A 23,325-nucleotide genomic window follows, 5' to 3' on the forward strand; every position below is an offset into this window, starting at 1 on the left:
TTTATTTAGTAATTTTTAATTCGATTGATGATAGAATTTCTAAATTAATTCATATGTTTGCAAACAAATCCAAATAATAGAGCTTATGAAAAGAAATTATTGCTTATCATTAGTGTTGCTTGCATTGTTTGGGGTGTCTGCACCTTTTGCTGCTAATGCAGCTGTTGAAAGTGTGCTAAGTTCCCAAAGTACTCAGCAAGCCAAGAAAATCACAGGTAAAGTTTTAGATGCGGCAGGCGAACCCATCATCGGCGCCAGCGTGTTAGTAAAAGGTTCTGGTACCGGCGCTGTGACGGATATTGATGGAAATTTTTCTGTAGAGGCGCCGGTGGGTAGCACATTGGAGGTATCTTTCATTGGCTACAAAACAGTGACATTGAAGGTGACGAACGCCACTACTTATACTGTGAGTTTGCAAGATGACTCGCAAGCGCTGGACGAAGTGGTTGTGACGGCAATGGGTATCAAGAAAGAGCGCAAGGCTTTGGGATATTCAATGGAGGATGTGAAGTCGGATGAATTGATGAAGATGAAAACTGCCAATCCTATTTCATCCCTTTCGGGGAAAGTGGCCGGTGTGAATGTTACTCAGTCATCCGGTGCCGCTGGTGCGGGCGCTCAGATTATATTGCGTGGAGGAACGTCGGGTGCTGAAGGCAAAGACAATCAGCCGCTCTTTGTGGTGGATGGTGTTATTTTTGATAACTCTTCATCAGTGGTGGGCAATTCGGCTTTCGATGGTTCCATGCGTTCTGCCTCTACTACTTCCAATCGTTTGATGGATATAAATCCCGAAGATATAGAAAGTATGTCGGTGCTCAAAGGCCCTGCAGCTGCCGCTTTATACGGTTCACGTGCAGCCAACGGAGTTATTCTTATCACTACCAAGAAAGGTAAAGAGGGCGTGGTTGAAGTGAATATCAATTCTAAGTTTACTGCTTCATGGGTAAAGAGCCTGCCGCAAACGCAACGCCAATATGCCCGTGGATATATGGAAGACCAATATGATTCAAAGAAGAACTATACTGGTACTGTGTTTAATGACTTTGCTTATACTTCGTGGGGAGAGAAGTCGAACGCAGCTACTTATGATAACATAGGTGATTTCTTTCAAGGCGGAAACATTTTCGATGAAAGTGCCAGCGTAGCCGGGGGTACCAAGAATAGTAAATTCTATCTTTCAGGGTCTTACTATGATCAGGTAGGTGTTGTGCCCGAGACCGGATACAAGAAATATGCTTTCCGTTTCAATGGTGAGCAGAAGGTGGGGATTTTTACCTTTAACGCCAGTGCCGCATATAGCGATGCTCATACGGACCGTACTTTGACGGGTGCCGGACTTTATAATTCGAGTGGTAATGGTGCTCTTTATGGTGTGTACAACTGGTCTCCTTTCGACCGAATGACCCACTATCAGAACGAGGATGGTACCCGTTATCGTTTGTTTGGCGATCGTCTTGATCCATGGGACGAACGCGACAACCCCTATTGGATTGTCAATCGTAACCACATGTATGACGACATCGACCGTTTCAATGGGATGCTCAGTATAAAAGCCGATATTGCCAAATGGTGGTTTGTTTCTTATAAAATAGGTATTGACCGTTATACCCAAACTGCTTCCAACCGTTTGGCTGCCAATGGCGTGCTTAAACAAGTGTGGCAAAAAGGTATGATGAGTGACAACACCCAGCAGTTCCGCTATATGAGCCATGACTTTATGTCGAACATGAGCCATAAGTTCGGTGATTTCGATTTGAATCTTTTGTTGGGTGCCACAATGGACGAAACCAAGACAGACCGTAGCTCGATGATGGCTTGGAACTTTTCCGTTCCTGATTTCTTCTCATACGCCAATGCCAGTAAAGACAATAAGCAATTCACACATGCAGCTACTAAGAAACGTTTGGTAGGAGCTTTTGGAGAATTCCGTGCATCATGGAAAAATATGCTCTATCTCACTGTGAGCGGTCGTAATGACTGGACTTCTACTCTTCCTCTTGAAAACCGTTCGTACTTCTATCCTTCGGTAAGCGGTTCATTCGTATTTACTGAAGCCTTGCAGCGACTCGGTTGGCTGGATGACAGTGTGCTCAACTTTGGTAAATTGCGTGCATCGTGGGCCAAGGTAGGTAAAGATACCGGTGTGTACGAATTGGAAACTGCCTTATGGCCTACGGGTACCTATCTTGACGGTACGGTAGGTGTGGGAAATACTTGGACACGCGGTAATGACAAACTGAAACCGGAAATGACCAAGTCTACCGAAATAGGCGTGGAATTGAGTTTCTTCAAAAACCGCCTGCACATAGACTATGCTTACTATACCAACGATTCATATAATCAGATTCTTGCTCCTCGCGGTCCGCAATCTACCGGTTACATCTTTTGGAGTATCAATGCGGGCAATGTGTATAACAAAGGTATGGAACTCTCTATTTCGGGAACTCCCATACAGACTAAGGACTGGACATGGGACATTGGCTTGAACATGGCAGGTAATCGTGGTACTTTGGACGGGCTTCCCGAAGGTATGGGCGTGATGTATGTTACCGATGTGCAATATGCCGGTATGCAGGCAGCCTCGTTCAGCGGTGGAGATTTTATGGGTATTGCCGGTACCAAATGGAAACGTAATGACGCCGGTGAGGTGATACTCGACAAAAACGGTATGCCTACTTATGACAAAACCCTTGTAGCAGTAGGTAATCGTGAGTCATCGTTTACCGGTGGATTGAACAATACCCTTACTTGGAAGAATTTTACTTTCAATATGCTATGGGAATTCCGTGTAGGTGGCGATGTGGTCAACGGTACTCAATATGCTATGGATAACAGCGGTGTGAGCCAGTTCTCTGCCGATGTACGCAATCGTTCTCTCACTGTAACGGGTGTCAATGCCAATGGTGACCCAGTGACCAATACTTGGGAAGCCGATAAAACCTATACTTTTAATGGAGTACAAATGAGTGGCTACAACATCATTAAGGATTACTATCAGAACTATTACTCCAAGGAGTCAGCCAACTATATTACCGATGTCAACTCTTTGCGTTTGCGTTCTGTTTCATTGAGCTATGAGTTTCCTAAAACGTGGCTTTCCAAGATTGGATTTGTAAAGCGTGCTTCGGTATCGGTAGCTGCTACCAATCTATTGCTCATCACCAATTACGACGGTGACCCTGAAGTGGCTGCCGCCGGTGCAGGTGTAGGTGGCTCATCATCAGTAGGATTTGACTACTGCGGTGTACCTGCCACTTCTACCATGTCGTTTGGCTTGAATCTTACTTTCTAACTCTTAAAAAACAGAAGCAATATGAAATTATTCAAATCTATGATATTATGTAGTGTGGGTGCCCTTATGACTTTGTTCTCGGGGTGTAGTGACTGGCTCGATGTAAATGTCGATCCCGAAAATCCCACAGCCGGAAATGCGACCTATGATTCACGATTGGCACATATTGAATTTTATACCAACAGTGCCACTCAGTTTGCTGCTTGGCGTTCCAGTATGTCTATGGGCGATTGGACACGCTATTATGACGGCGGCACTTATTGGAATATGTCTTATTGGAGTCCTCAGACCGGTGCCGTTACCACTCCCTACCAATGGTGGTTCTGTGGAGCTGCTGTAAATATTCCATTTTTGATTGACAAGGCTACGGCAGCCGAGGCTTGGCATTATGTGGGTGCAGCTCGCGTAATTCGTGCCTATGGTTTTATGCTTATGACAGACCTTTATGGAGAAATGCCTTACAAGTCGAGTGAGGCTGAAGCCGGTGTTACTCCTACCTATAATGACGGAAAAACAATCTATTTGGGCTGTTTGGCCGATCTTGACACCGCTATCGAGATGTTCCAAAAAGAGCAAGGGTCTGCGACAGCTTCGTTGGCTGTAGGCGATATTTGGAATGGTGGTAGTGTAGACAAGTGGCTTAAATTGGCATATTTACTTAAAGCACGTTACATTAACAAGCTTATTAAAAAGGGTGAAGGCAGTTATCTTGAAGGGAAATACGATGCCGCAGAAATCTTGGCTTGTCTTGACAAGGCTCAGCAAAGCAATGCCGACAATACCGTATTCAATCATATTGATGCCAATAATTCGCATGATGTATTGGGATGGGACGAACCGGTTGATTATTCACCGCTCTTTTCTGTATGTGGCATGAATGCCGGCTATATGCCTACCAAGATGCTTTACGATAATCTGACAAATTTTGCCGGAAGTGGAATAGAAGATCCGCGTGCCGATAAGATTTTACCTTGGGCATATTCGAAGCAATCAAGTAATTCACCCGCAGAGGTGAAGTTCAAAAACGGTTGGCGTCGTTCTATGGGTGTAGACATGATTGGCAATGATAGTCCCAGCCTTACCGGCGGACCGTTGCGCTCGAACTTCTCGGCAGCCAAAGGTTGGTGGATTGACAGTGAATCTTCTACCCGTAAGGGGGACACTATTTATGTAGAGTGTACCAGTCAGTGTAAAGCTTATCAAGGACGTCCTGATTTACTTTATCGTCGCGATGGTACTGATGCCTCTCGCGAATCGGGAACTTTCTATACTCGCGTGTCTTCTCCCACCTATATTGGAACCTATGCCGAAGCTTGTTTCATACGTGCTGAAGTACTCTTTAACCAAGGTAATAAAGGAGCGGCTTTTAATGCTTATAAGAAAGGTATTGCAGCCAGTATCGACGGTATGAACGATAAATTGAAAGTGTGGTGCCGTGAAGATGCCAATTTGGAAGCATGTCCTTCATTCTCTCCTATGACGCAAACCGACATTGACAACTATTTGAACAATGGTATCGGCACTGAAGAGAATATTACTTTGGGCAAGATTCTTACTCAAAAGCGTTTGGCATTGCATTTTTCCATGGAAATTTGGAACGATATGCGTCGCTACGATTTTAATCCGGAGCTTTTCTTAGGCTGGGGTATTCCTGCACGCTATGGCGTTGATGCTACTGCCCAAAAGAATATTCCGCAGGGTAAACAGTTCCGTCGTTGGCAGCAATGCAGTCATGAGCTCAACTACAATACGGCCAATCTGCAAGCTATCGGTGCCACTGTTCCGGGAGCTGATACTTCAATTGCACTTTGGAATGCTGCCGAGGACGTATGGACTTTACCCGTATGGTGGGACAGTGCCCAAAACTAATTTTTCATTGCATTTTATTTTGTGATACAAATTCATTATCTTTACGCCCAAAATGTGGATTTTAAGATATAGTTAAGATATTGAAGGCTCTAATGGTCTTCATTCATAGATGATGATTGGAACAGCCGGTTCGTGAGAATCGGCTGTTTTTTTGTTTCGTTTGTTTGCATATCAACGGCGGTAATATGTTACTTTTGCCCTAAAACCGAAGATAGGCTGCACCTCAGCATAAAAAATGGACAAGTTCATTTTATTTTGCATTCGGTTTGTACTATCTTTGCGAGAAATAGCTGAGATGGTAGGAACTGTCTTTGCAAAGATTAGTCTATATATGGAACAAAGCAAGAAATTTATCTCTCCGGGGGCATGGTTCTCCATGACTTATCCGGCAGACTGGAATGAATTCGAGGACGGGGAAGGCTCTTTCCTTTTTTATAACCCCAATGAGTGGACCGGTAATTTTCGCATTTCGGCTTTCAAAGGGAATGCTACATATGGCAAGGACTCCGTGAAGCAAGAGTTACGGGAAAACTCCTCTGCCATTCCGGTTAGGATAGGCCGGATGGAATGTGCATATAGTAAGGAAATGTTCGAGGAAGAAGGTGCGTACTATACTTCCCATTTATGGATAACGGGCGCGGATGAAGTTGCCTTTGAATGTTCGTTTACGGTGAAGAAAGGAGAGCCAGTTGCAGAAGCGGAGAAGATTATCGCTTCGCTGGAAACGCGGAAGGATGGAGTGAAGTATCCAGCGGAGATAATTCCGGTGCGCCTTTCGGAAATCTACCAGATTAATGAAGCATACGAGTGGGTGGATACTACTATAAAGGAATTGTTGAAGAAGGATTTCCAGGGAGCCGAGGAAGACATTGCCAAGATGCAGCAGATGATGGAAGAAAGCAACATCAGCCCTAAAAAGAAAGATGCGTGGCTGGCTTTTGGCATTGTGCTTTGTGTTATTTTCGCCAATGAAGTGGACGGTATGGAATGGCGTACCTTGGTGGACGGAAACCGGGAAGCGCCCATATTGCTGAACACGTCTACCGGTGAATGGATAGACCCCATGAAGCTGGTTTGGAGCAAAGTAAAGGCAGGAGGTAAAGTGAATCTGCTGGAGATATACAGCTCCTTGTTCTAAGGTCCGGTCATCTCGGTACTGTGATTTTCAACTTTCAATTTTCATTTTTCAACTATTAAAGCATTGGCAGCAGTAAATTCAATTCTTCAGGTGGAAAACTTGACCAAGTCGTTCGGTGACTTGGTACTATTCGAAAATATTTCTTTGGGCTTGTCCGAGGGACAGCGTGTCGGGTTGATAGCCAAGAACGGCAGTGGCAAGACGACATTGCTCAATATCCTTTCCGGCAAGGAAGGGTATGACAATGGCACCATTTCCTTCCGTCGTGATTTGCGTGTGGGTTATCTGGAACAAGACCCGCAATATCCCGAAGAGCTGACCGTGCTCGAAGCGTGCTTCCATCATGGCAACAGTACTGTCGAGTTAATCAAGGAATATGAACGTTGCATGGAAACGGAGGGGCATCCCGGCTTGGACGAAATTCTGGTGCGTATGGACCATGAAAAAGCTTGGGAGTACGAGCAGAAGGCGAAACAGATTCTGTCTCAACTTAAAATACGTGATTTCAGTCAGCACGTAAAACATCTGTCCGGCGGGCAGTTGAAGCGTGTGGCACTTGCCAATACCCTTATCACTGAACCCGATTTGCTGATACTGGACGAGCCTACCAACCACCTCGACCTCGATATGACGGAGTGGCTGGAGGAATATCTCCGCCGGAACAACCTCAGCTTGCTGATGGTGACGCACGACCGTTATTTCCTCGACCGGGTATGCTCCGAAATCGTAGAGATAGACAACCGGCAGATTTATCAGTATAAAGGCAATTACAGTTATTATCTGGAGAAGCGCCAAGAGCGTATCGAGGCCAAGACTGTGGAGATAGAACGTGCCAATAACCTCTACCGCACAGAGCTGGAATGGATGCGCCGCATGCCGCAAGCCCGCGGGCACAAGGCACGCTATCGGGAGGATGCCTTTTACGAGTTGGAGAAGGTGGCTAAGCAGCGTTTCAACAACGACAATGTAAAGCTGGACGTTAAGGCTTCTTATATAGGCAGTAAGATATTCGAGGCAGACCATCTGTACAAATCCTTTGGTGACTTGAAGATTCTGGATGATTTCTCCTACATCTTCTCCCGTTACGAAAAGATGGGTATCGTAGGGAATAACGGTACGGGCAAGTCGACCTTCATCAAGATACTGATGGGGTTGGAGCAGGCAGACAGCGGTACGCTGGACATTGGCGAGACGGTCCGCTTCGGTTACTACTCGCAGGACGGCTTGCAGTTTGACGAGCAGATGAAAGTGATTGATGTAGTGCAGGACATTGCCGAAGTCATAGAACTGGGCAACGGCAAGAAGCTGACGGCATCGCAATTCCTGCAACATTTCCTGTTTACTCCCGAGACACAGCACAGCTATGTCTACAAGCTGAGTGGGGGAGAACGCCGCCGCCTCTATCTGTGTACGGTCCTGATGCGCAATCCCAACTTCCTGGTGCTGGATGAGCCGACCAATGACCTCGATATTGTGACGCTGAATGTGCTGGAAGAGTATTTGCAGAATTTCAAAGGATGCGTGATTGTGGTGAGCCACGACCGTTATTTCATGGACAAAGTGGTAGACCATCTGTTAGTGTTCAACGGACAAGGGGACATCCGCGACTTTCCCGGCAACTATACACAATATCGCGACTGGAAAGATGCGAAAGTCCATCAAGAAAAGGAGAAAGAGAAAGAAGCCGCCAAGGCTCAGGAGGACAAGACGGCGAAGGTGCGTCTGAACGAAAAGCGGCGCATGTCTTTTAAGGAAAAACGCGAGTTTGAACAATTGGAGCAGGAGATAGCTGACCTGGAAACCGAAAAGAATGCAATTGAAGAGGCTTTGTGCAGCGGTACTTTGTCTGTGGACGAACTGACGGAGAAGTCGAAACGTTTGCCGGAATTGTCGGACTTGATTGACGAAAAAACATTGCGCTGGCTGGAGCTGAGTGAGATAGAATCGAACTGAAGTTCGAAATTGAAAATTAAGAATTAAAAATTAGAACTGAGAAAGTGGGAAATCTGACGAATTATCATAGCCATAGCCTTTATTGTGACGGGCGTGCCGGCATGGAGGACTTTGTGCGTTTTGCATTGAGTGAAGGTTTTACATCTTATGGCTTTTCATCGCATGCTCCATTGCCTTTTTCTACGGCATGGACTATGGAGTGGGATATCATGGACGACTATCTATCTGAATTCCATCGTCTGAAGGAGAAGTATGCCGGACGTATCGAACTGTATATCGGTCTGGAGATTGATTATCTGAATGAAGCGAGTAATCCGTCCATCGCCCGTTTCAGGGAGTTGCCGTTGGACTACCGTATTGGTTCTGTACATCTTCTCTACAATGACAAAGGGGAAGTGGTGGATGTAGATGTATCTGCGGATACCTTTAAGACCATTGTAGACGGACATTTCTGCAGTGATTTGGAGCATGTGGTCCGTCTCTATTATGGTAGGTTGACGAGGATGCTCGAGCTGGGTGGTTTCGATATTGTGGGCCATGCCGATAAGATGCACTACAATGCGGCATGCTATCGCCCGGGATTGCTGGACGAGCCTTGGTATGATGAGCTGGTTAGGGCGTATTTCGCAGATATTGCCCGTCGTGGCTATCAGGTAGAGGTCAATACCAAAGCCTATCATGACCTGGGTACTTTTTACCCCAATGAGCGGTACTTCTCCTACCTGCATGATTTGGGTGTACGTGTGCAGGTAAACAGTGATTCACACTATCCGGAACGGATAAGCAACGGACGTCCCGAAGCCTTGCGTGCCTTGAGGAAGGCTGGGTATGAATCGGTGATGGAACTACACGGAGGAGAATGGAAAGAGATGCCTATCGTGTTTTGAGTGAATAGGATACAAAAACTCCTGACTTGCCTTTTTGTAAAGGTAGTCAGGAGTTTTTTCTTTCTATTATGAACTATTCTGTTTTCAGTAAAAAGTCGTCAATCGCCTTTTTGTAGGTAGCCTTATCGGCTGCTCCGCGGAAGAGCTGAGGCTCTCCATTCATAGGGATGAATACAAAAAGAGGGATGCTTGTTGCATTGAACAACGCTGCCAGTTCCTTTTCCTTATCCACATTGACTTTGTAGACAACGATTTTATCGGCATACTCTTTGGCCAGTTCCTTCATAATGGGAGCCACCATGCGGCAAGGTCCGCACCAGTCGGCATATAAGTCTATGATGGCAGGCTTGTTTCCCTTGTATTTCCAGTCCTGGGATTTCTCATAGTCGAACACATCCTTGATGAACATGGCTTTGTTCATGACGATAACTTCTCCGTTTGTTTGAGCATAGGCCAGCATGCAAGAAAACACGAGGGCAACCATTGCTATAATCTTCTTCATTTCTTCTTGTTAAGAGTTTTGTTCTATAACGGCTTTCAAATCCTTACCGCTGATGACACCCGAGTGGCGCCATACGGCTTCGCCTTTCTTAAATACGATAAATGTCGGTACTGCTTGTATACGGTAGCGGGCAGCAAGTTCTTCGTGCTGGTCTACATCTATTTTGGCGATACGGGCAGCATCTCCTATTTCGTTTTTGAGTTCTTCCAGTACCGGATGCATCGCCTTGCACGGGCCACACCAGGTTGCAAAGAAATCAACTAAAACGGGCTTTTCTGATTGTATCAATTCTTCAAACTTTTCCATAATTTTTTCCTTTCTGTTTTTATTTATTTGTAATGATAACAAAATAGGAGGAGGATTTGTTCGCTAAATCATTATTTAATCGTCATCTCTTCAATGAGATGCGAAGCTCCCGCGTATTTGTCGATGATGAACAAGGTGTAGCGGATGTCTACACATGCTGCTCGTTGGGAGGACGGACGGAAGGCAATGTCGCCAGTCAAACCTTCGTAATTGCGGTCAAAGCCGGTACCTATCAGTTCTCCTTTGGCATTGAACACTGGGCTGCCGGAGTTTCCACCGGTATTGTCTGTGTTGACAATGAAGCAGATGGGCATTTCGCCGTTCGGCATGGCATAACGTCCGAAATCCTTTGCCTGATACAGCTGTTTCAGTTTGGCGGGGACTACAAACTCCCAATTGTCGGGATCTTCCTTCTCCATAGCTCCTTTCAGAGTGGTGTAGTAATCATATTTCACACCGTCTGCCGGAGCGTAGGGGAGCACTTGACCGTAGGTCAGGCGCAAGGTGGAGTTGGCATCCGGATAGATGGGCTGACCATTGGCAAGTTTCATGTCCATCATGCCCTTTACCCATACCTTGTGGGCGGCATTGTAGTTTTTATTGGCATCCATCATGGCAATGGAGGTCTGAAGCAGGCCGTCCGTGATGGAATATTTCAGCAAGACCATCCAGTCTGTATTAATCTTGTAGAGGCTGGGCTTGCGGATGAACTTGGCAAAGTTCTCCTTGTTGCCGAAGATGGAATGTTCAAAGCAGGCGTCGATGAAAGCGTCGCTGTTGCCCTTGAAACGCTTGTCTATGATTTGGAAAATACCGATGCGTTGTTCGGCAGGGATATACTTCATGTAGATTTTCAGCATTTCCTTGCCAACAATACGTTCCACTTCGGGGAAGGGGACAGAGGCAAAGTAGCGGTCGGCTGCCTTCTGAAGGCTGTCTTTAGCTGCTGCAATCTGTTTCTTGTCCTTGTTCTTCAAGGCAGATACCAGTCCTGCGGTGCTGGGGATACGCATGAAATCGAGTCCCGTCACCAGTGCTTCTTGAATGGCTTGCTGGTGGTAGAGGGCTGGACGGCGTTGCTTTACGATGGCGCGTATCTGGTCGAATGCTTGCTGATAGCTATTGTCGTTCAGCGAGCGTCCGCGTGCCAGAAGTGCCTCTTGCTGTGCACGTTTAGTGTCCAATACTTTCAGACGGACGAGACCTTCGTTCATACCGATGGCATTTTTCCAGTAGTTGGCAGAAGATGCATACTTGCTGGCATAGTGGATGCGTACGGCATCGTCTTGCAACATTTGTTTCATCAGAGCTTTCTGGCGGACATCGCGCACGTGGTGGCGCATGAAGTTGGTGGTTTGCATACGCTCTTCCACCTCGTCGGAAATCATGTAGCGCCAGTTGCGTCCGGGGAATCCCATGACGAAGGTAAAGTCGCCCTCGCGATAGCCGTCAAGGCTGATGGTGAGATGTTTCTTCACTTTCAGGGGAACGTTGTCTTTGCTGTAAGCGGCGGGTTTCCCGTCTTTGTCGGCATAGATGCGGAACATGGAGAAATCTCCCGTGTGGCGGGGCCACATCCAGTTGTCGGTGTCTGCGCCGAACTTGCCGATGGAGGAGGGGGGAGCGCCTACCATGCGGATGTCGCTATAGGTGGTCTTTACGAACAGATAGTATCTGTTTCCACCGTAGAAGGCTTTCAGTTCCAGTTTGCGGCCAGGTGTCAGGGCGATGCCTTCGGACTTGGCGAAGCGGTCGGCTACTGTCTTCAGGTATTTGGGAGACAGATAATTGGTGCCGTTCGGGTCGTCGTCGGTTTTCAGTTGTTCGTTTACGTACTCTGTCACGTCCAGTATCCGGTCGATGTAGGTGACGGTGAGTCCCTTGCAGGGAAGCTCCTCTTCGCGGGACATAGCCCAGAAACCGTCGGTCAGGTAGTCGTGTTCCACCGAGCTGTGTTGCTGTATGGCGCCATAGCCGCAGTGGTGGTTGGTCAGTACCAGGCCTTCGGCAGAGATGACTTCGCCGGTACAGCCACCGCCGAAATGCACCACGGCATCCTTCAGGGCAATGCCGTCGGGATTGTAGATTTGGTTGGTGGGGATGAGCAGTCCGAGTTCCGTCATGGCTACTTCGTTCTGCTTTTGCAGGTCGGTGAGCATCCACATACCTTCGTCGGCGTGTGCGGCAAGGACAGAAGATGTAATGAATAATGATAATAGGATTCTTTTCATGGTGATGTGCGTTAGAAGAGCATCTGAGAGGGGGGCTATTCAGTATACGACTGAATAGGGTTAAGTATACGACTGAATGGCATTCACTATACGACTGAATGCCATTCAGTATGGGAGGTAATCTCTCAGAGGCTTTAATTTATTCTATAATGTTCATTTCTTTTATCAGATGACTGCAATTGCCCAGTTTGTCGAGGATGAAGAGCACGTAGCGTATATCCAGTGCAATGCAACGCTGCAGGTCATTGTTGAAGTTGATGTCACCGCTCAGAGATTCCCAGTTGCCGTCGAAAGCAGTACCGATGAGCTGTCCTTCGCCATTGATGACGGGGCTGCCGGAGTTACCGCCGGTGATGTCGTTCGTCGTGAGGAAGCAAACCGGCATGGTGCCGTCTGCCATGGCGTAGCGTCCGAAGTCTTTCTTTTGAATCAGTTCTTTCAGCTTGGCGGGTACCACGAATTCACGGTCTTCGGGATTCTCTTTTTCAAGGATACCGTCGGTAGTGGTATAGTAGTCGTAGTGTACGGCATCGCGTGGGCTGTATGATTTTACATTACCATAGGTCAGACGCATGGTGAAGTTGGCATCCGGATAGGAGGGGACGGGCTGTTTCATTTCACCCAAGCCACGGATGTAGGCCTTGTGGAGCAGTTCCATTCCGCTTTCCAGTTCCATGTATTGCTTTCCGAGTTCCTGCAGCTTTTCGTTCTTGGAGCGCGAGTAAGCCGTAGCAGGGTCTTTCTCGATGGCTTTCACGGTGGGCTTTGCCAGGAATTTATCCAGGTTCTTGCGGTTGGAGAGGATGGAGTTGTCGTAAATGTTGTCTACGTATGTGTTGTAGTCGCCCTTGAACTCTCCGTTGATGGTTTGGTAGAAGGAGGGCAGCTCGTCGGCGTTCAGTGCCTTGGCAAGGGCGGGCAGGATGGCTTTGGCTACGGCGCGGTCCACTTCGTGGTCGTAGTCTTTATTGTGGATACCATCGTATGCATTTTCCAACTGCTTCTTCGAAGCTTGCAGCAATGAGTCGTTCTTCTCTTCGAGCGCTTTCTTTATGTTATCCATGATAAGGTAGGTACTGCCGAATTCGATAGCACCGCGCAATGCTTCGTTGGTATAGTAGAGCTGGCGCAGCGTGGGGGTGCTTTTCTCGATGATGGCATCAATTTTCTCTACCACACCCTCGTATTCGGGTTTTCCTTGGGCAAAGGCGGCATACTTTTTCTCGATTTCGGCTTTGGCGCCCAACACGTCATTGTCGATGATTGCCTTGTTCATACCGATGGAGTTCTTCCAGTAGTTACTGCTTCCGGCAAACTTGCTGGCATACTGGATGCGGGTCTTGTCACTGGCATCCATATACTTGCGCAGCACTTCGAGGCGTACGCCGCGCATATCAATCATTGCCTGATTCACGGCGTTCATGCGTTGTTTCACTTCGCTCTGGGTGAGGTAACGTTCTGTGCTGCCGGGGAAGCCCATAATCATGGCGTAGTCACCTTCGTTCAGACCTTTGATGGAGATGGGCAGGAACTTCGGGGTTTTCAGGGGTACGTTGCTTTCACTGTATTCAGCCGGCTCTCCGTTGGCATCGGCATAGATACGGAACATGGAGAAGTCGCCCGTGTGGCGCGGCCACATCCAGTTGTCGGTCTCACCACCAAACTTACCTACCGAGGAGGGAGGAGCGGCAACCATACGCACGTCGCTGTATACCTTATAATAGAACATATAGAATTTGTTTCCTGCATAGAAGGGGAGTGCGCGCACTTCAATGCCCGGTTTACCCTTCAAATCGCTCTTCTCCAGTTCCTCTTTTGCCAGTTTGTTGAGGAACGGGGAAGTCAGTGCATCGATTTCCGTCACTTCGCCTGCCTTTATTTTAGCGTTGACAAGGTCGGTGATGTCTACAATGCGGTGCACGAAACGGAATTTCAATCCCGGGGTGGGCAGTTCTTCACTGCGGTTCATGGCCCAGAAACCATCTGTCAGATAATCGTGTTCCACGCTGCTGTGCTGCTGTATGGCACCGTATCCGCAATGGTGATTGGTCAGAATCAGTCCTTCCGGAGAGATGATTTCGCCGGTACAGCCACCGCCAAAGATACCTACAGCATCTTTCAGTGACACGCCGTTGGGATTATAAAGGTCGTCAGCCTCCAGCTTCAGTCCTTGCTTTTTCATCATGTCGATGGAGTTCTGCTGCTTCATCAGTTGCAACAACCACATTCCTTCGTCTGCACGCGCAGAGCAGACTGTCAGTGCGGCAATGGCCGCAAGCAAACCTTTCTTAAATGTAATCTTCATATAATCAATTATTAAGTAATGTCTTTGAATTTCATTGTCATCGCTTGTGGGCTTATGGCTTTATGGCATTGTTTCTTATTGCTTCCATAATGTTTGCAGGCGGACGCCGGTTCATCAGTTCGTTCTTCATAAAGTCCATGTATGGGGCTGCGTGACTGAAGAACTTATGATATCCTGCACAAAGGTAATTCAGTCCCGGCTCTCCGTCGGCTGTACGTGCAAAACGGTTCTTTGGACATTCGCCGTTGCAGGCAAACAGCCATTCGCACTCCCTGCATTGGGTGGGGAGAGATTGTTGCTTCATCAGTCCGAAGGCTTGTTGCCGTTCTCCGTACATCATCTCCACCAGTGTATTCTGATGGATGTTGCCCAGTTTATATTCGGGGAAAACAAAATGGTCGCACGCATATACGTCTCCGTTGAACTCCATGACGCCTGCATGGCCGCAAGTCTTTGCCATGGAACATACACCCGGTTGTTCGCCTATCCAGTTGGCAAGGGTAGAGTCGAATAACTGTATGTAGTAAGTACCCACGTCCTGCTTTACCCATTCGTCGAACAAGGCGCATAGGAAGTCTCCCCATTGTTCCGGCGTGACGGAAAAGTCTGCCAGCTGCGTGCTCTTTTCCTTGTCTGCCAGGGAGGCAAGATGGCGTCCGTCCCCATGAGGGGCAATGCGCTCCACGATGGGGGCAAACTGGATGTAATGGCATCCTATCTCCTTGAAGAAATTATAGAAGTCCAGCGGATAGTCGGCGTTGTAGTCATTGACCACTGCCATTCCGTTCCATTCCACACCGTGCTTTTTCAGCAGGTTGATGCCCTGCATCACCTTGACGAAAGAGGGCTTGCCCTGCTTGTTCTTCCGGTATTCGTCATGGAACTCCTGAGGCCCGTCTATGGAGACACCCACCAGCCAGTTGTTTTCTTTGAAAAACCGGCACCATTCATCGGTCAGCAACGTGCCGTTGGTCTGTATGCAGTTGTCTATGGTGCGTCCGTTGGCATATTTCTTTTGCAGCTCCATGGCACGTTTGTAGAAAGAGAGCGGACGCATCAGCGTCTCTCCGCCATGCCAGGTGAACAGAACCTGGGGCATGGTCTGCGAGTTGATGTACTCCTCGATGAACTTTTCCAGCAGTTCCTCGCTCATCACATGCTTGGGGTTGTCTCTATATAGTTTGGATTTCTCCAGATAATAGCAATAATCGCATGCCAGATTGCATACCGCACCTACCGGTTTCAGCATTACATAGAGCGGTTTGGCAAAAGGTGCATAGGTTGACATGTATATTTTCTCTATTTTTATGATTTATAATTGTGCAAAAATACGTAAACCGAATGAAAAATCCTTTCTTTCTATTCGGTTTATAAGGAATATTAATACCTTTGCTGGGTGTAATTCAAAAATCGTTTCTTGCATGATTAGAATGAGTGTGAACCGCATTTTACCCTTTTTGCTCCTGCTTGTGCTCTTTACTTCTTGCAACCGCAAGTATAAGATAGAGGGCAGTTCCTCGGTAACCAGCCTTGACGGAAAGATGTTGTTCCTCAAGACGCTTCGGGACGGGCAATGGGTGAACGTTGACTCGGCAGAGGTTATCCATGGGCATTTCAAGATGAAAGGCCGGGCCGATTCCGTGATGATGGTGACTCTTTATATGGACCACGAGGGCATTATGCCTTTGGTGCTGGAAGACGGCAAAATCGTGGTTTCCATCTCCAATACCCAGTTGATTGCCAAAGGGACTCCTTTGAATGACAAACTGTACGAGTTCATAGACAAGCGCAATTCCCTGGAAGTGAAGATAGAGGAGCTGGAACGGAAAGAGGCGCGTATGGTGCTGGACGGTGCCAATCTGGATGATGTGCATGGGCAGTTGGCAAAGGAAGGCGAAACACTTGTGAAGGAGATGAACGACTACGTCCGGCAGTTCATTGTAGATAACTTTGAGAATGTGCTGGGCCCCAGTGTATTCATGATGATGTGCAGCACACTGCCCTATCCGGTGATGACTCCGCAGATTGAGGACATCATGAGGACTGCTCCCTTGTCTTTTAAAGAGAATACTTTGGTGAAGGATTTCCTTACAAAGGCGAAGGAGAACATGCAGCTGATTGAAGAGCAGAAGCGCATGAAGCAAAATGCTTCTGTAGGAGGACAGAAATAAACAGGAATGAGTTGATAATGACAAACGGGAATGCCTGAATATCCTATCAAGATATTCAGGCATTCCCGTTTGTCATTATGTCTTTATCTGTCCTGGTCTTCGTTCTTCACCATCCCTTTATACTTTTCCGGCAATGCACTCTCCACCGCCGCATAAGCCTCGTTCATGCTTGCCTTGATGTTTTCTGCCCCTTTCCCTTTGGGAGGAATAGGTTCATGGATGGTCAGTATCATCCGGTGACGGTGTATCCACTTTCCGGTGCGTGGAAGAATCTCGAACGAGCCGTCTATAGTGACGGGCACCACTTCCAGTTGCAGTTCATCTGCCAACTGGAAAGCACCTCTCTTGAAGTACCCCATGTGTCCCGTGAAGGTACGTGCCCCTTCGGGAAATACTACCAGTGACACGCCGTCTTTCAAAGATGATTCTGCCTGCCGCATGGTGGCAAGCACCTTCTTGGGGCTGGAACGGTCGACGAAGATATGTCCTGCGCTCTCGCATGCCTTGCCGACAAACGGGATTTTGCGCAGGCTCTTCTTCATCATCCATTTGAAGTTCCGTCCCAGGAATCCGTATATCAGGAATATGTCGAAGGCACCTTGGTGATTGGGCACAAACACGTAGGAAGTACGTTTGTGTATTTTCTCCCTTCCATGTACCTCCACCGGAATAAGCAGTATATAGCAGATGAGCTGTGACCAGATTTTACCGGGATAGTACCCCCAGGTATGCGCCCCCCCTATCAGCGAACCGATAATGGTGACCAATGCTGTAAGGATAGTCAGTACCAATAAAATAGGCAACGCAAAGCAAACCTGATAAGTGATATAAAGTATCTTCATAGGTGTCGGATTTTTTATTGCTACAAAGATATACCTTTTTCTTATTTCGTCACTCTTTCTCTCTTACTAATTTTAGTACTGTAATTTCCGGCCATGCCCCGAACCGGAACGGCAGTCCCACATAGCCGATGCCAATATTTACGTACAAAGCCCTTTTGCCTTCGTAGTACATTCCTCTCCATTCCGGATAGATAAGTTCGGCAAGGGAGTGTCCGAACAAGATGCCTTGCATGGCGTGGGTATGTCCTGCAAGCATCAGTGAAATATCCGATTGGGGCAGTACCTCGCGCCTCCAGTGGGTAGGGTTATGGCTGAGCAATATTTGGAACATTCCCTCCGTGCCCTGCATGGCTTGTGGCAAGTCTGCAAATTGGGAGAAAGGAGGCTCCCCGTCGTTTTCCACACCGATGAGGGCTATGCTGTCACCTTTGTGATGAAGGATGTCATGCTCATTGTTCAGCAGTTTCCATCCCATTGCTTTCTGCTGCCGGATTAAATAGTCCAGATTGGCGATTTCTGCTTTCGGGCTTTGCCAGTGATAGTATGAGCCATAGTCATGGTTGCCGAGGATGGAGTATACTCCGTCCGGTGCGTATAGTTGGGAGAGTATTTCTTGGAAACCATCCAGTTCGTGGCTCTGCTGGTTCACGAGGTCACCGGTGAAGACAATCAGGTCCGGCTTTTGTCCGTTGACTAAATCGACCAGCTGTTTGATGGGGTCCGGATTGCCTTGCCAACTGCCGATGTGTATGTCCGATATTTGCACGATGCGGTAGCCGTCGAAACCTTCCGGAATATTTGCAGAACGGTATTCCACTTCTTTTGTATCGAAACGGGTGATGCCTGCCAGGGTACCGTAAAGGATATTGAAGAAGCTGACGACAGCCAAAACCAGTCCTATAGCGGTGAACGGGCTGCGGGGACAACGACGGATGATGAAGTGCGCCAGTACTCCCACCAGCGAGCAAAGCATGAATATGGTTTTTGGAAAGACAAACAGCATGATGGTAATTGCCAGTCTGCCTATGGCCTGCGTATGGTTTGACATCGCATTGTCGCCCGTAAGGAACATGAAGTAAACATAGCCTGCCGCTAATAGCAAGGTGGGAAGCCAATAAAGGCAGTGAAGGACTGCCTTTCTGGTTTTTCTTACTACATAAACCAAGTAAATGTAAAGGTCGGGGATGAGAAGGAAAAGGATGAAAACAAGAGTTACTCGGTGCATATATCTTTCAATTCTTCAATGTTCTTTTTAATATTGTCCAGATGTTTGTAAATCACTTTTTTGTAGAGAATATAGATAATTAGCGCGTCAAATACTACGAAAAGGGTAATCAGTAGGGCTTGTACGCTGGCTGGTGCCAGATGATATTCCATCACCCAATAGTTGAGGATATTGAAAAGGATAATCCAAATGGAGATGCCCATCACTTCATATCTGGTCCATTGGCGGAAGGTGGTCATACGGCGACTGACTTCGGCAACCCCCATTTCATCAATACGCGTGTCCTTGTTCCAGCGGTATGTTTTCCAGTCCCACCACATGCCTATGAGGATGCTTATAGCGATGAATCCCAGTAAAGCGACAATCTTGCCTTGCAGCTGCTCATTGAAGCCGAAGGTGGGCAGCAACAGCCATATAAGCAGAAGGGCTGCCAGACCTACCGCTCCCATTCCGATAGAGAAACGCTGTATGACTACGAGTCGTCCCAGACTTTTGCGGGTATTGGCCTTGTAGCCGGCAATCAGTTCGGTAATCTGCTGTTCGTCAGCAATCGGTTCTTTCTGCAACTGTTCATTCAGTGCGTTCCATGATTTCTTCAGTTCATCCAGTTCCATATATTTATTCCTCCTTATTCATTTTTTTCAATTTGTCCTTGATGCGGCTGAGCTTGGTGGCAACATTAGTCAGGGTCAGCCCGGTGATTTCGGCAATCTCTTCGTAGCTTTTCTCTTCCAGATAGAGCAGGATGATGGATTTTTCCAATTGTCCCAGCCGGTTTATCATCCGGTAGAGTTGCCGTAGCATGGCTTGTGTCTCGTCGGTTTCTTCAGTCCGGTCGGCTTCCTGGGTGAGGGTGACGATTTCGGGGATGTTCTTTTCTTTGCGGATAAAGCTGATACACGTGTTCAGTGCGATGCGGTAAATCCATGTGGAAATCTTACACTCCCGCCGGAACTTGGGAAATGCTTTCCATAAGTTGAGCACCACTTCCTGATACAGGTCGTTGAGGGTAGCATTGGGCGTGGTGTACAGATAGCACACCTTATATATCACGCGCTCATACTCCCGTACCACGGATACAAACTCTTGTTCTGCATTTTCCATCTTTTAGCTTCTTTCGAATTGCTTTTGCACTGTTAGTCGCATTGTGTGGCGATAAATCACAGTTCAAAAAGGATTATTTTAATGTGTTAATGTGCCTATATGCTAATGTGCCAATGACCTGCGGCATGGTAGCACAATATACATATAGCGCAGCCAATTGGCACATTAGCATATAGGCACATTAGCACATTATTCATATTGTAGTGGCTAAAAACTTCCGCATATCCCCTATTGGCATTCCCCGGCGGCGGGCGTAGTCGTCCAGCTGGTCTTCTCCAATCTTGCCCACTGCAAAGTATCGGGATGCGGGATGTGCCAGCATCATGCCGCAGACGGAGGAGTGAGGATGCATGGCTCCATGTTCAGTCAGCGTGATGCCTATCTGTTTCATGCCGAGCAGTTCGTCCAGCAGGAAATTCACGGATTGGTCGGGTAGGGAGGGGTATCCCACAGCGGGGCGGATGCCTTGGTACTTCTCGACCAACAAATCCGGAATGGACAAGGATTCGTCGGGGGCATAGCCCCAAGCCTCCTTGCGGACATATTCGTGCATCTTTTCTGTGGCGGCTTCGGCGAGGCGGTCGTTCAAGGTTTGTACAAGGAGATGTTTGTAAGGGTCGTTCTTGTAAGTCTCTTCGGCCTCTTCACTGATGGTAGAGGCGAAAAGCCCTACGATGTCGGGCGTGCCTGAAGAGAGGGGACGTACAAAATCACTCAGACAGAGAAATGGACCGCCATCGGGTTGTGGTGTCTGCTGTCGGAGCAGAGGGAAGGTTGTTCCTTCTATCAAGAGGTTATCTCCGTCTGCATTTGCCTGGCAAAGCCTGAAGATGCAATGGATGGAGATTGTTTCGTCCAGTCGGTCGAGCATTCTATTGGCTTCCTTGAAGAGCTGCATGGCTTCGGAAGCTTTGGTACGTTCCTCCTCGGGAAAGGTCGTCAGCCAAAGTGCACGGCAGGAATCGCAGCCATGGATGTTGGCAATAGCCGCAAAGCGAGGCTGGAAGCCCCAGGCATGGAAGAAATAAATCCAGTTGATGTAAGGGGTTACTTCATGAATCCGATACGAAAGCAATTCATGCCCCGGTGCCAGTATTGTCCTTTTCATCCCATTTAATCCTTAATCCCTAATCCTTAATTCCTAGCCTTCACTCCCCAAATCTCAGTTCCTCGCCACGATAAGCATCGTCCACCATGCCGTCGCTATAAACGGGATGTCCGTTGGCAAAAGTCCTTTCCACTTTCCAGTTGAAGGTATGTCCTTCCAATGGGCTCCAGCCGCATTTGCTCAAAACTTTGTCGGCTGTCACTTCCCACGGGGTATCGGGGCGTACCAGCACAAGGTCTGCCCGGTAACCTTCACGGATATAGCCGCGCTCGTTGATGCGGTAAATTTGTGCGGGAGCATGGCACATTTTTTCAACGATGGTTTCGAGTGTGAATACTCCCTCATCCACCAGTTGCAGCATGCTGACAAGTGAGAACTGTATCATCGGCATGCCGGACATGGCCTTCAAGGCACCTCCTTCTTTTTCGGAGAGCAGATGGGGCGCATGGTCGGTGGCTATAACGTCTATCAGGCCGGAGTTGACGGCTGCACGCAGGGCATCGCGGTCGGCTTGCTTCTTAATGGCAGGATTGCACTTGATACGTGTGCCCAACGTGCGATAGTCACTGAGCGTGAAGAGGAGATGGGCAACGCATGCTTCGGCGGTGATATGCTTCTCGGAAAGTGAATAGTCATTGAACAGTTGCAGTTCCTTGGCTGTGGACACATGCAGAATATGCAGCCGTGCACCGGCAATCCTTGCCAGCCGTACTGCCAGCTCAGAAGATGCATAGCATGCTGCCGAGGAGCGGATGTAGGGATGCTTGCCTATGGGAATATCATTCTCTCCGGCAAACATTTCCTTATACTTGGCAATATTGTTCTTGATGGTTTCCTGGTCTTCGCAGTGGGCGGCAATCAGCATGTCTGTACCGTTGAAGATGTTCAGCAGGCTGTTCATCTTGTCTACCAGCATGTTTCCGGTACTGGAGCCCATGAATAGCTTGATACCGCAGACGCGGTGCTTGTCCAGCTTGCCGAATTCGCTGTAATTGTCGTTTGTTGCGCCGAAGTAGCAAGAATGGTTTACGATACACTTCTCGTTCAGCAAATCAAGTTTGGCGTTCAAGGCATCCAGCGTAGTGGTCACCGGATTTGTATTGGGCATATCCATGATGGAGGTCACACCACCTGCGGCAGCCGCACGGCTTTCGGTGAGGATGTCCGCTTTGTGGGTCAGCCCGGGATCGCGAAAATGTACATGGTCGTCGATGATGCCAGGCAACAGATAGCATCCGGTGGCATCTATGGTCTCGTCACAAGGGGCGGAGAGCGGTTTCCAGTTGGTCAGTACCTCTGCAATGCGCCCGTCTTCTATCACTATGGAACCTTTCACGGATTGTCCTTCGTTGACAATCGTAGCGTTATGTATCAATATTCTTTTCATATCTTCCTAATATTTGTAGTAAACCCCTATCACTCTATCACCCATCACTTCATCTCCTTATCTACGGTAGGATATTTATGGAACCAACTGTTCCATTTCAACCGAATCACTCCGAATACGGCTTCACCAAAAATACTGCTGTTCATTTTGGAGGTGCCCAGTTCGCGATTAATGAAGATGACAGGCACTTCCTTTACCTTGAAGCCACATTTGTAGGCGGTGAATTTCATTTCTATCTGGAAGGCGTATCCTTTGAAGCGGATACCGTCCAGATTGATGGTCTCCAATACCCGGCGGCGGTAACATACAAATCCGGCTGTAGTGTCGTGGATGGGCAGCCCGGTGATGAAGCGCACATACTTGGAGGCAAAATAAGACATCAGTACACGTCCCATGGGCCAGTTCACTACGTTCACACCACTCACATAACGTGAACCGATGGCTACATCGGCACCCTCTTCGGAGCAGGCGCGGTAGAGTCGCGGCAGGTCTTGGGGATTGTGGCTGAAGTCGGCATCCATTTCGAAGATATACTCATAACCTCGTTGCAATGCCCACTTAAAGCCGGCTATATAGGCTGTTCCCAATCCCAGCTTTCCTTTGCGCTCCACCATGAAGAGGCGTTCAGGAAACTCCTGCTGCAAGGTCTTTACAATGGCAGCCGTTCCGTCGGGCGAACCGTCTTCAATGACAAGGATGTGAAAACCATGTTTCAGAGCAAAAACGGCACGGATGATATTTTCTATATTCTCCCGTTCATTGTAGGTGGGGATGATGACAATGCTGTCTGATGTTTGCATACTTATAGGTAATGGGGGTTATAACTGGGAACAAATGTAATACATTTCTTTTTTATCTGGCAGCATTTTCACACAAATCTTGATTTTGCAAAGTTCTGGCACCACGACTCTTTCATTTATGTAGCTCCTTCTAACTCCTGACTATAAGGAATGCAGGTTAAATCAAAGAACCATATGCTTGACTTTGAACTTTAGCCTCAAT

18 protein-coding genes are annotated in these 23,325 nt (G+C 47.8%); 6 read left to right on the forward strand and 12 right to left on the reverse strand.

What is annotated here, in order from left to right; all coding sequences use genetic code 11:
* Positions 1-85 precede the first annotated feature (85 nt).
* The 5 genes from DW896_RS06450 to DW896_RS06470 all read left to right on the forward strand — a co-directional run bounded on the left by DW896_RS06450 (position 86) and on the right by DW896_RS06470 (position 9,142).
* Entirely contained in the window at positions 86-3,295 is a 3,210-nt protein-coding gene (locus tag DW896_RS06450) for a SusC/RagA family TonB-linked outer membrane protein (RefSeq protein ID WP_005826721.1), read from the forward strand.
* A gap of 21 nt (positions 3,296-3,316) precedes the next feature.
* Complete coding sequence (locus DW896_RS06455; RefSeq protein ID WP_055288657.1) at positions 3,317-5,164, forward strand: SusD/RagB family nutrient-binding outer membrane lipoprotein; 1,848 nt, start codon at positions 3,317-3,319, stop codon at positions 5,162-5,164.
* A gap of 331 nt (positions 5,165-5,495) precedes the next feature.
* The gene (locus DW896_RS06460) at positions 5,496-6,302 is read left to right on the forward strand and encodes a DUF3805 domain-containing protein (protein ID WP_034528663.1); all 807 of its coding nucleotides are present in this window, start codon (positions 5,496-5,498) and stop codon (positions 6,300-6,302) included.
* Positions 6,303-6,365: 63 nt separating this feature from the next.
* Positions 6,366-8,255 carry an ABC-F family ATP-binding cassette domain-containing protein gene (locus DW896_RS06465; protein WP_005826716.1) on the forward strand — a complete coding sequence of 630 codons (1,890 nt, stop codon included), beginning with the start codon at positions 6,366-6,368 and terminating at the stop codon, positions 8,253-8,255.
* Between the two features lie 44 nt (positions 8,256-8,299).
* Positions 8,300-9,142: a histidinol-phosphatase gene (locus DW896_RS06470; RefSeq protein WP_009036801.1), complete on the forward strand. Its 843-nt coding sequence runs from the start codon at positions 8,300-8,302 to the stop codon at positions 9,140-9,142.
* 73 nt (positions 9,143-9,215) lie between these two features.
* On the opposite strand, the gene DW896_RS06475 is transcribed toward DW896_RS06470, so the two are convergent.
* The 5 genes from DW896_RS06475 to DW896_RS06495 all read right to left on the reverse strand — a co-directional run bounded on the left by DW896_RS06475 (position 9,216) and on the right by DW896_RS06495 (position 15,774).
* Entirely contained in the window at positions 9,216-9,644 is a 429-nt protein-coding gene (locus DW896_RS06475) for a co-chaperone YbbN (RefSeq protein ID WP_005826712.1), read from the reverse strand.
* Positions 9,645-9,653: 9 nt separating this feature from the next.
* A complete protein-coding gene (gene trxA / locus DW896_RS06480) occupies positions 9,654-9,950 on the reverse strand; it encodes a thioredoxin (protein WP_005826711.1) in 297 nt (98 codons plus the stop codon).
* A 71-nt stretch (positions 9,951-10,021) separates the two neighbouring features.
* Positions 10,022-12,181 (reverse strand): S46 family peptidase, encoded by a 2,160-nt coding sequence (locus DW896_RS06485; RefSeq protein WP_009036803.1) that lies wholly within the window; start codon positions 12,179-12,181, stop codon positions 10,022-10,024.
* 139 nt (positions 12,182-12,320) lie between these two features.
* Positions 12,321-14,486 (reverse strand): S46 family peptidase, encoded by a 2,166-nt coding sequence (locus tag DW896_RS06490; protein WP_005826709.1) that lies wholly within the window; start codon positions 14,484-14,486, stop codon positions 12,321-12,323.
* Positions 14,487-14,538: 52 nt separating this feature from the next.
* Positions 14,539-15,774, reverse strand: a complete 1,236-nt coding sequence (locus tag DW896_RS06495; protein ID WP_005826708.1) for an anaerobic sulfatase-maturation protein — start codon at positions 15,772-15,774, stop codon at positions 14,539-14,541.
* A gap of 133 nt (positions 15,775-15,907) precedes the next feature.
* Here DW896_RS06495 and DW896_RS06500 point away from each other — a divergent pair, with 133 nt between their 5' ends.
* A complete protein-coding gene (locus DW896_RS06500) occupies positions 15,908-16,657 on the forward strand; it encodes a DUF4369 domain-containing protein (RefSeq protein ID WP_005836000.1) in 750 nt (249 codons plus the stop codon).
* Between the two features lie 83 nt (positions 16,658-16,740).
* Here the strand turns inward: DW896_RS06500 and DW896_RS06505 are convergent, their stop codons facing one another.
* From DW896_RS06505 to DW896_RS06535, 7 genes are all read right to left on the reverse strand, one after another.
* Complete coding sequence (locus DW896_RS06505) at positions 16,741-17,499, reverse strand: 1-acyl-sn-glycerol-3-phosphate acyltransferase (protein ID WP_009036804.1); 759 nt, start codon at positions 17,497-17,499, stop codon at positions 16,741-16,743.
* A 49-nt stretch (positions 17,500-17,548) separates the two neighbouring features.
* Positions 17,549-18,724, reverse strand: a complete 1,176-nt coding sequence (locus DW896_RS06510) for a metallophosphoesterase (RefSeq protein WP_009036805.1) — start codon at positions 18,722-18,724, stop codon at positions 17,549-17,551.
* The gene (locus DW896_RS06515) at positions 18,712-19,338 is read right to left on the reverse strand and encodes a hypothetical protein (protein WP_005826703.1); all 627 of its coding nucleotides are present in this window, start codon (positions 19,336-19,338) and stop codon (positions 18,712-18,714) included. Before DW896_RS06515 ends, DW896_RS06510 begins: the two co-directional genes overlap by 13 nt.
* Before the next feature lie 4 nt (positions 19,339-19,342).
* Positions 19,343-19,828 carry an RNA polymerase sigma factor gene (locus DW896_RS06520; protein ID WP_005826701.1) on the reverse strand — a complete coding sequence of 162 codons (486 nt, stop codon included), beginning with the start codon at positions 19,826-19,828 and terminating at the stop codon, positions 19,343-19,345.
* Positions 19,829-20,021: 193 nt separating this feature from the next.
* Positions 20,022-20,936 (reverse strand): vitamin B12 dependent-methionine synthase activation domain-containing protein, encoded by a 915-nt coding sequence (locus DW896_RS06525; protein ID WP_009036806.1) that lies wholly within the window; start codon positions 20,934-20,936, stop codon positions 20,022-20,024.
* A gap of 40 nt (positions 20,937-20,976) precedes the next feature.
* On the reverse strand, positions 20,977-22,323 hold the full coding sequence (locus DW896_RS06530) for a dihydroorotase (protein WP_009036807.1): 1,347 nt from the start codon (positions 22,321-22,323) through the stop codon (positions 20,977-20,979).
* Positions 22,324-22,367: 44 nt separating this feature from the next.
* A complete protein-coding gene (locus tag DW896_RS06535; protein ID WP_005826694.1) occupies positions 22,368-23,123 on the reverse strand; it encodes a polyprenol monophosphomannose synthase in 756 nt (251 codons plus the stop codon).
* Positions 23,124-23,325: the final 202 nt, after the last annotated feature.

The organism is Bacteroides sp. AM41-16, from assembly GCF_003603495.1.
Classification (GTDB): Bacteria; Bacteroidota; Bacteroidia; order Bacteroidales; family Bacteroidaceae; genus Bacteroides; species Bacteroides uniformis.

What these genes read in the sequence shown, in the direction of transcription:
- DW896_RS06525 (WP_009036806.1), bottom strand. Translation starts at nt 20,936, where the DNA reads ATGAAAAGGACAATACTGGCACCGGGGCATGAATTGCTTTCGTATCGG.
- DW896_RS06535 (WP_005826694.1), bottom strand. Translation starts at nt 23,123, where the DNA reads ATGCAAACATCAGACAGCATTGTCATCATCCCCACCTACAATGAACGG.
- DW896_RS06460 (WP_034528663.1), top strand. Translation starts at nt 5,496, where the DNA reads ATGGAACAAAGCAAGAAATTTATCTCTCCGGGGGCATGGTTCTCCATG.
- DW896_RS06455 (WP_055288657.1), top strand. Translation starts at nt 3,317, where the DNA reads ATGAAATTATTCAAATCTATGATATTATGTAGTGTGGGTGCCCTTATG.
- DW896_RS06520 (WP_005826701.1), bottom strand. Translation starts at nt 19,828, where the DNA reads ATGGAAAATGCAGAACAAGAGTTTGTATCCGTGGTACGGGAGTATGAG.
- DW896_RS06485 (WP_009036803.1), bottom strand. Translation starts at nt 12,181, where the DNA reads ATGAAAAGAATCCTATTATCATTATTCATTACATCTTCTGTCCTTGCC.
- DW896_RS06490 (WP_005826709.1), bottom strand. Translation starts at nt 14,486, where the DNA reads ATGAAGATTACATTTAAGAAAGGTTTGCTTGCGGCCATTGCCGCACTG.
- DW896_RS06450 (WP_005826721.1), top strand. Translation starts at nt 86, where the DNA reads ATGAAAAGAAATTATTGCTTATCATTAGTGTTGCTTGCATTGTTTGGG.
- trxA (WP_005826711.1), bottom strand. Translation starts at nt 9,950, where the DNA reads ATGGAAAAGTTTGAAGAATTGATACAATCAGAAAAGCCCGTTTTAGTT.
- DW896_RS06475 (WP_005826712.1), bottom strand. Translation starts at nt 9,644, where the DNA reads ATGAAGAAGATTATAGCAATGGTTGCCCTCGTGTTTTCTTGCATGCTG.
- DW896_RS06530 (WP_009036807.1), bottom strand. Translation starts at nt 22,323, where the DNA reads ATGAAAAGAATATTGATACATAACGCTACGATTGTCAACGAAGGACAA.
- DW896_RS06495 (WP_005826708.1), bottom strand. Translation starts at nt 15,774, where the DNA reads ATGTCAACCTATGCACCTTTTGCCAAACCGCTCTATGTAATGCTGAAA.
- DW896_RS06505 (WP_009036804.1), bottom strand. Translation starts at nt 17,499, where the DNA reads ATGAAGATACTTTATATCACTTATCAGGTTTGCTTTGCGTTGCCTATT.
- DW896_RS06510 (WP_009036805.1), bottom strand. Translation starts at nt 18,724, where the DNA reads ATGCACCGAGTAACTCTTGTTTTCATCCTTTTCCTTCTCATCCCCGAC.
- DW896_RS06500 (WP_005836000.1), top strand. Translation starts at nt 15,908, where the DNA reads ATGATTAGAATGAGTGTGAACCGCATTTTACCCTTTTTGCTCCTGCTT.
- DW896_RS06515 (WP_005826703.1), bottom strand. Translation starts at nt 19,338, where the DNA reads ATGGAACTGGATGAACTGAAGAAATCATGGAACGCACTGAATGAACAG.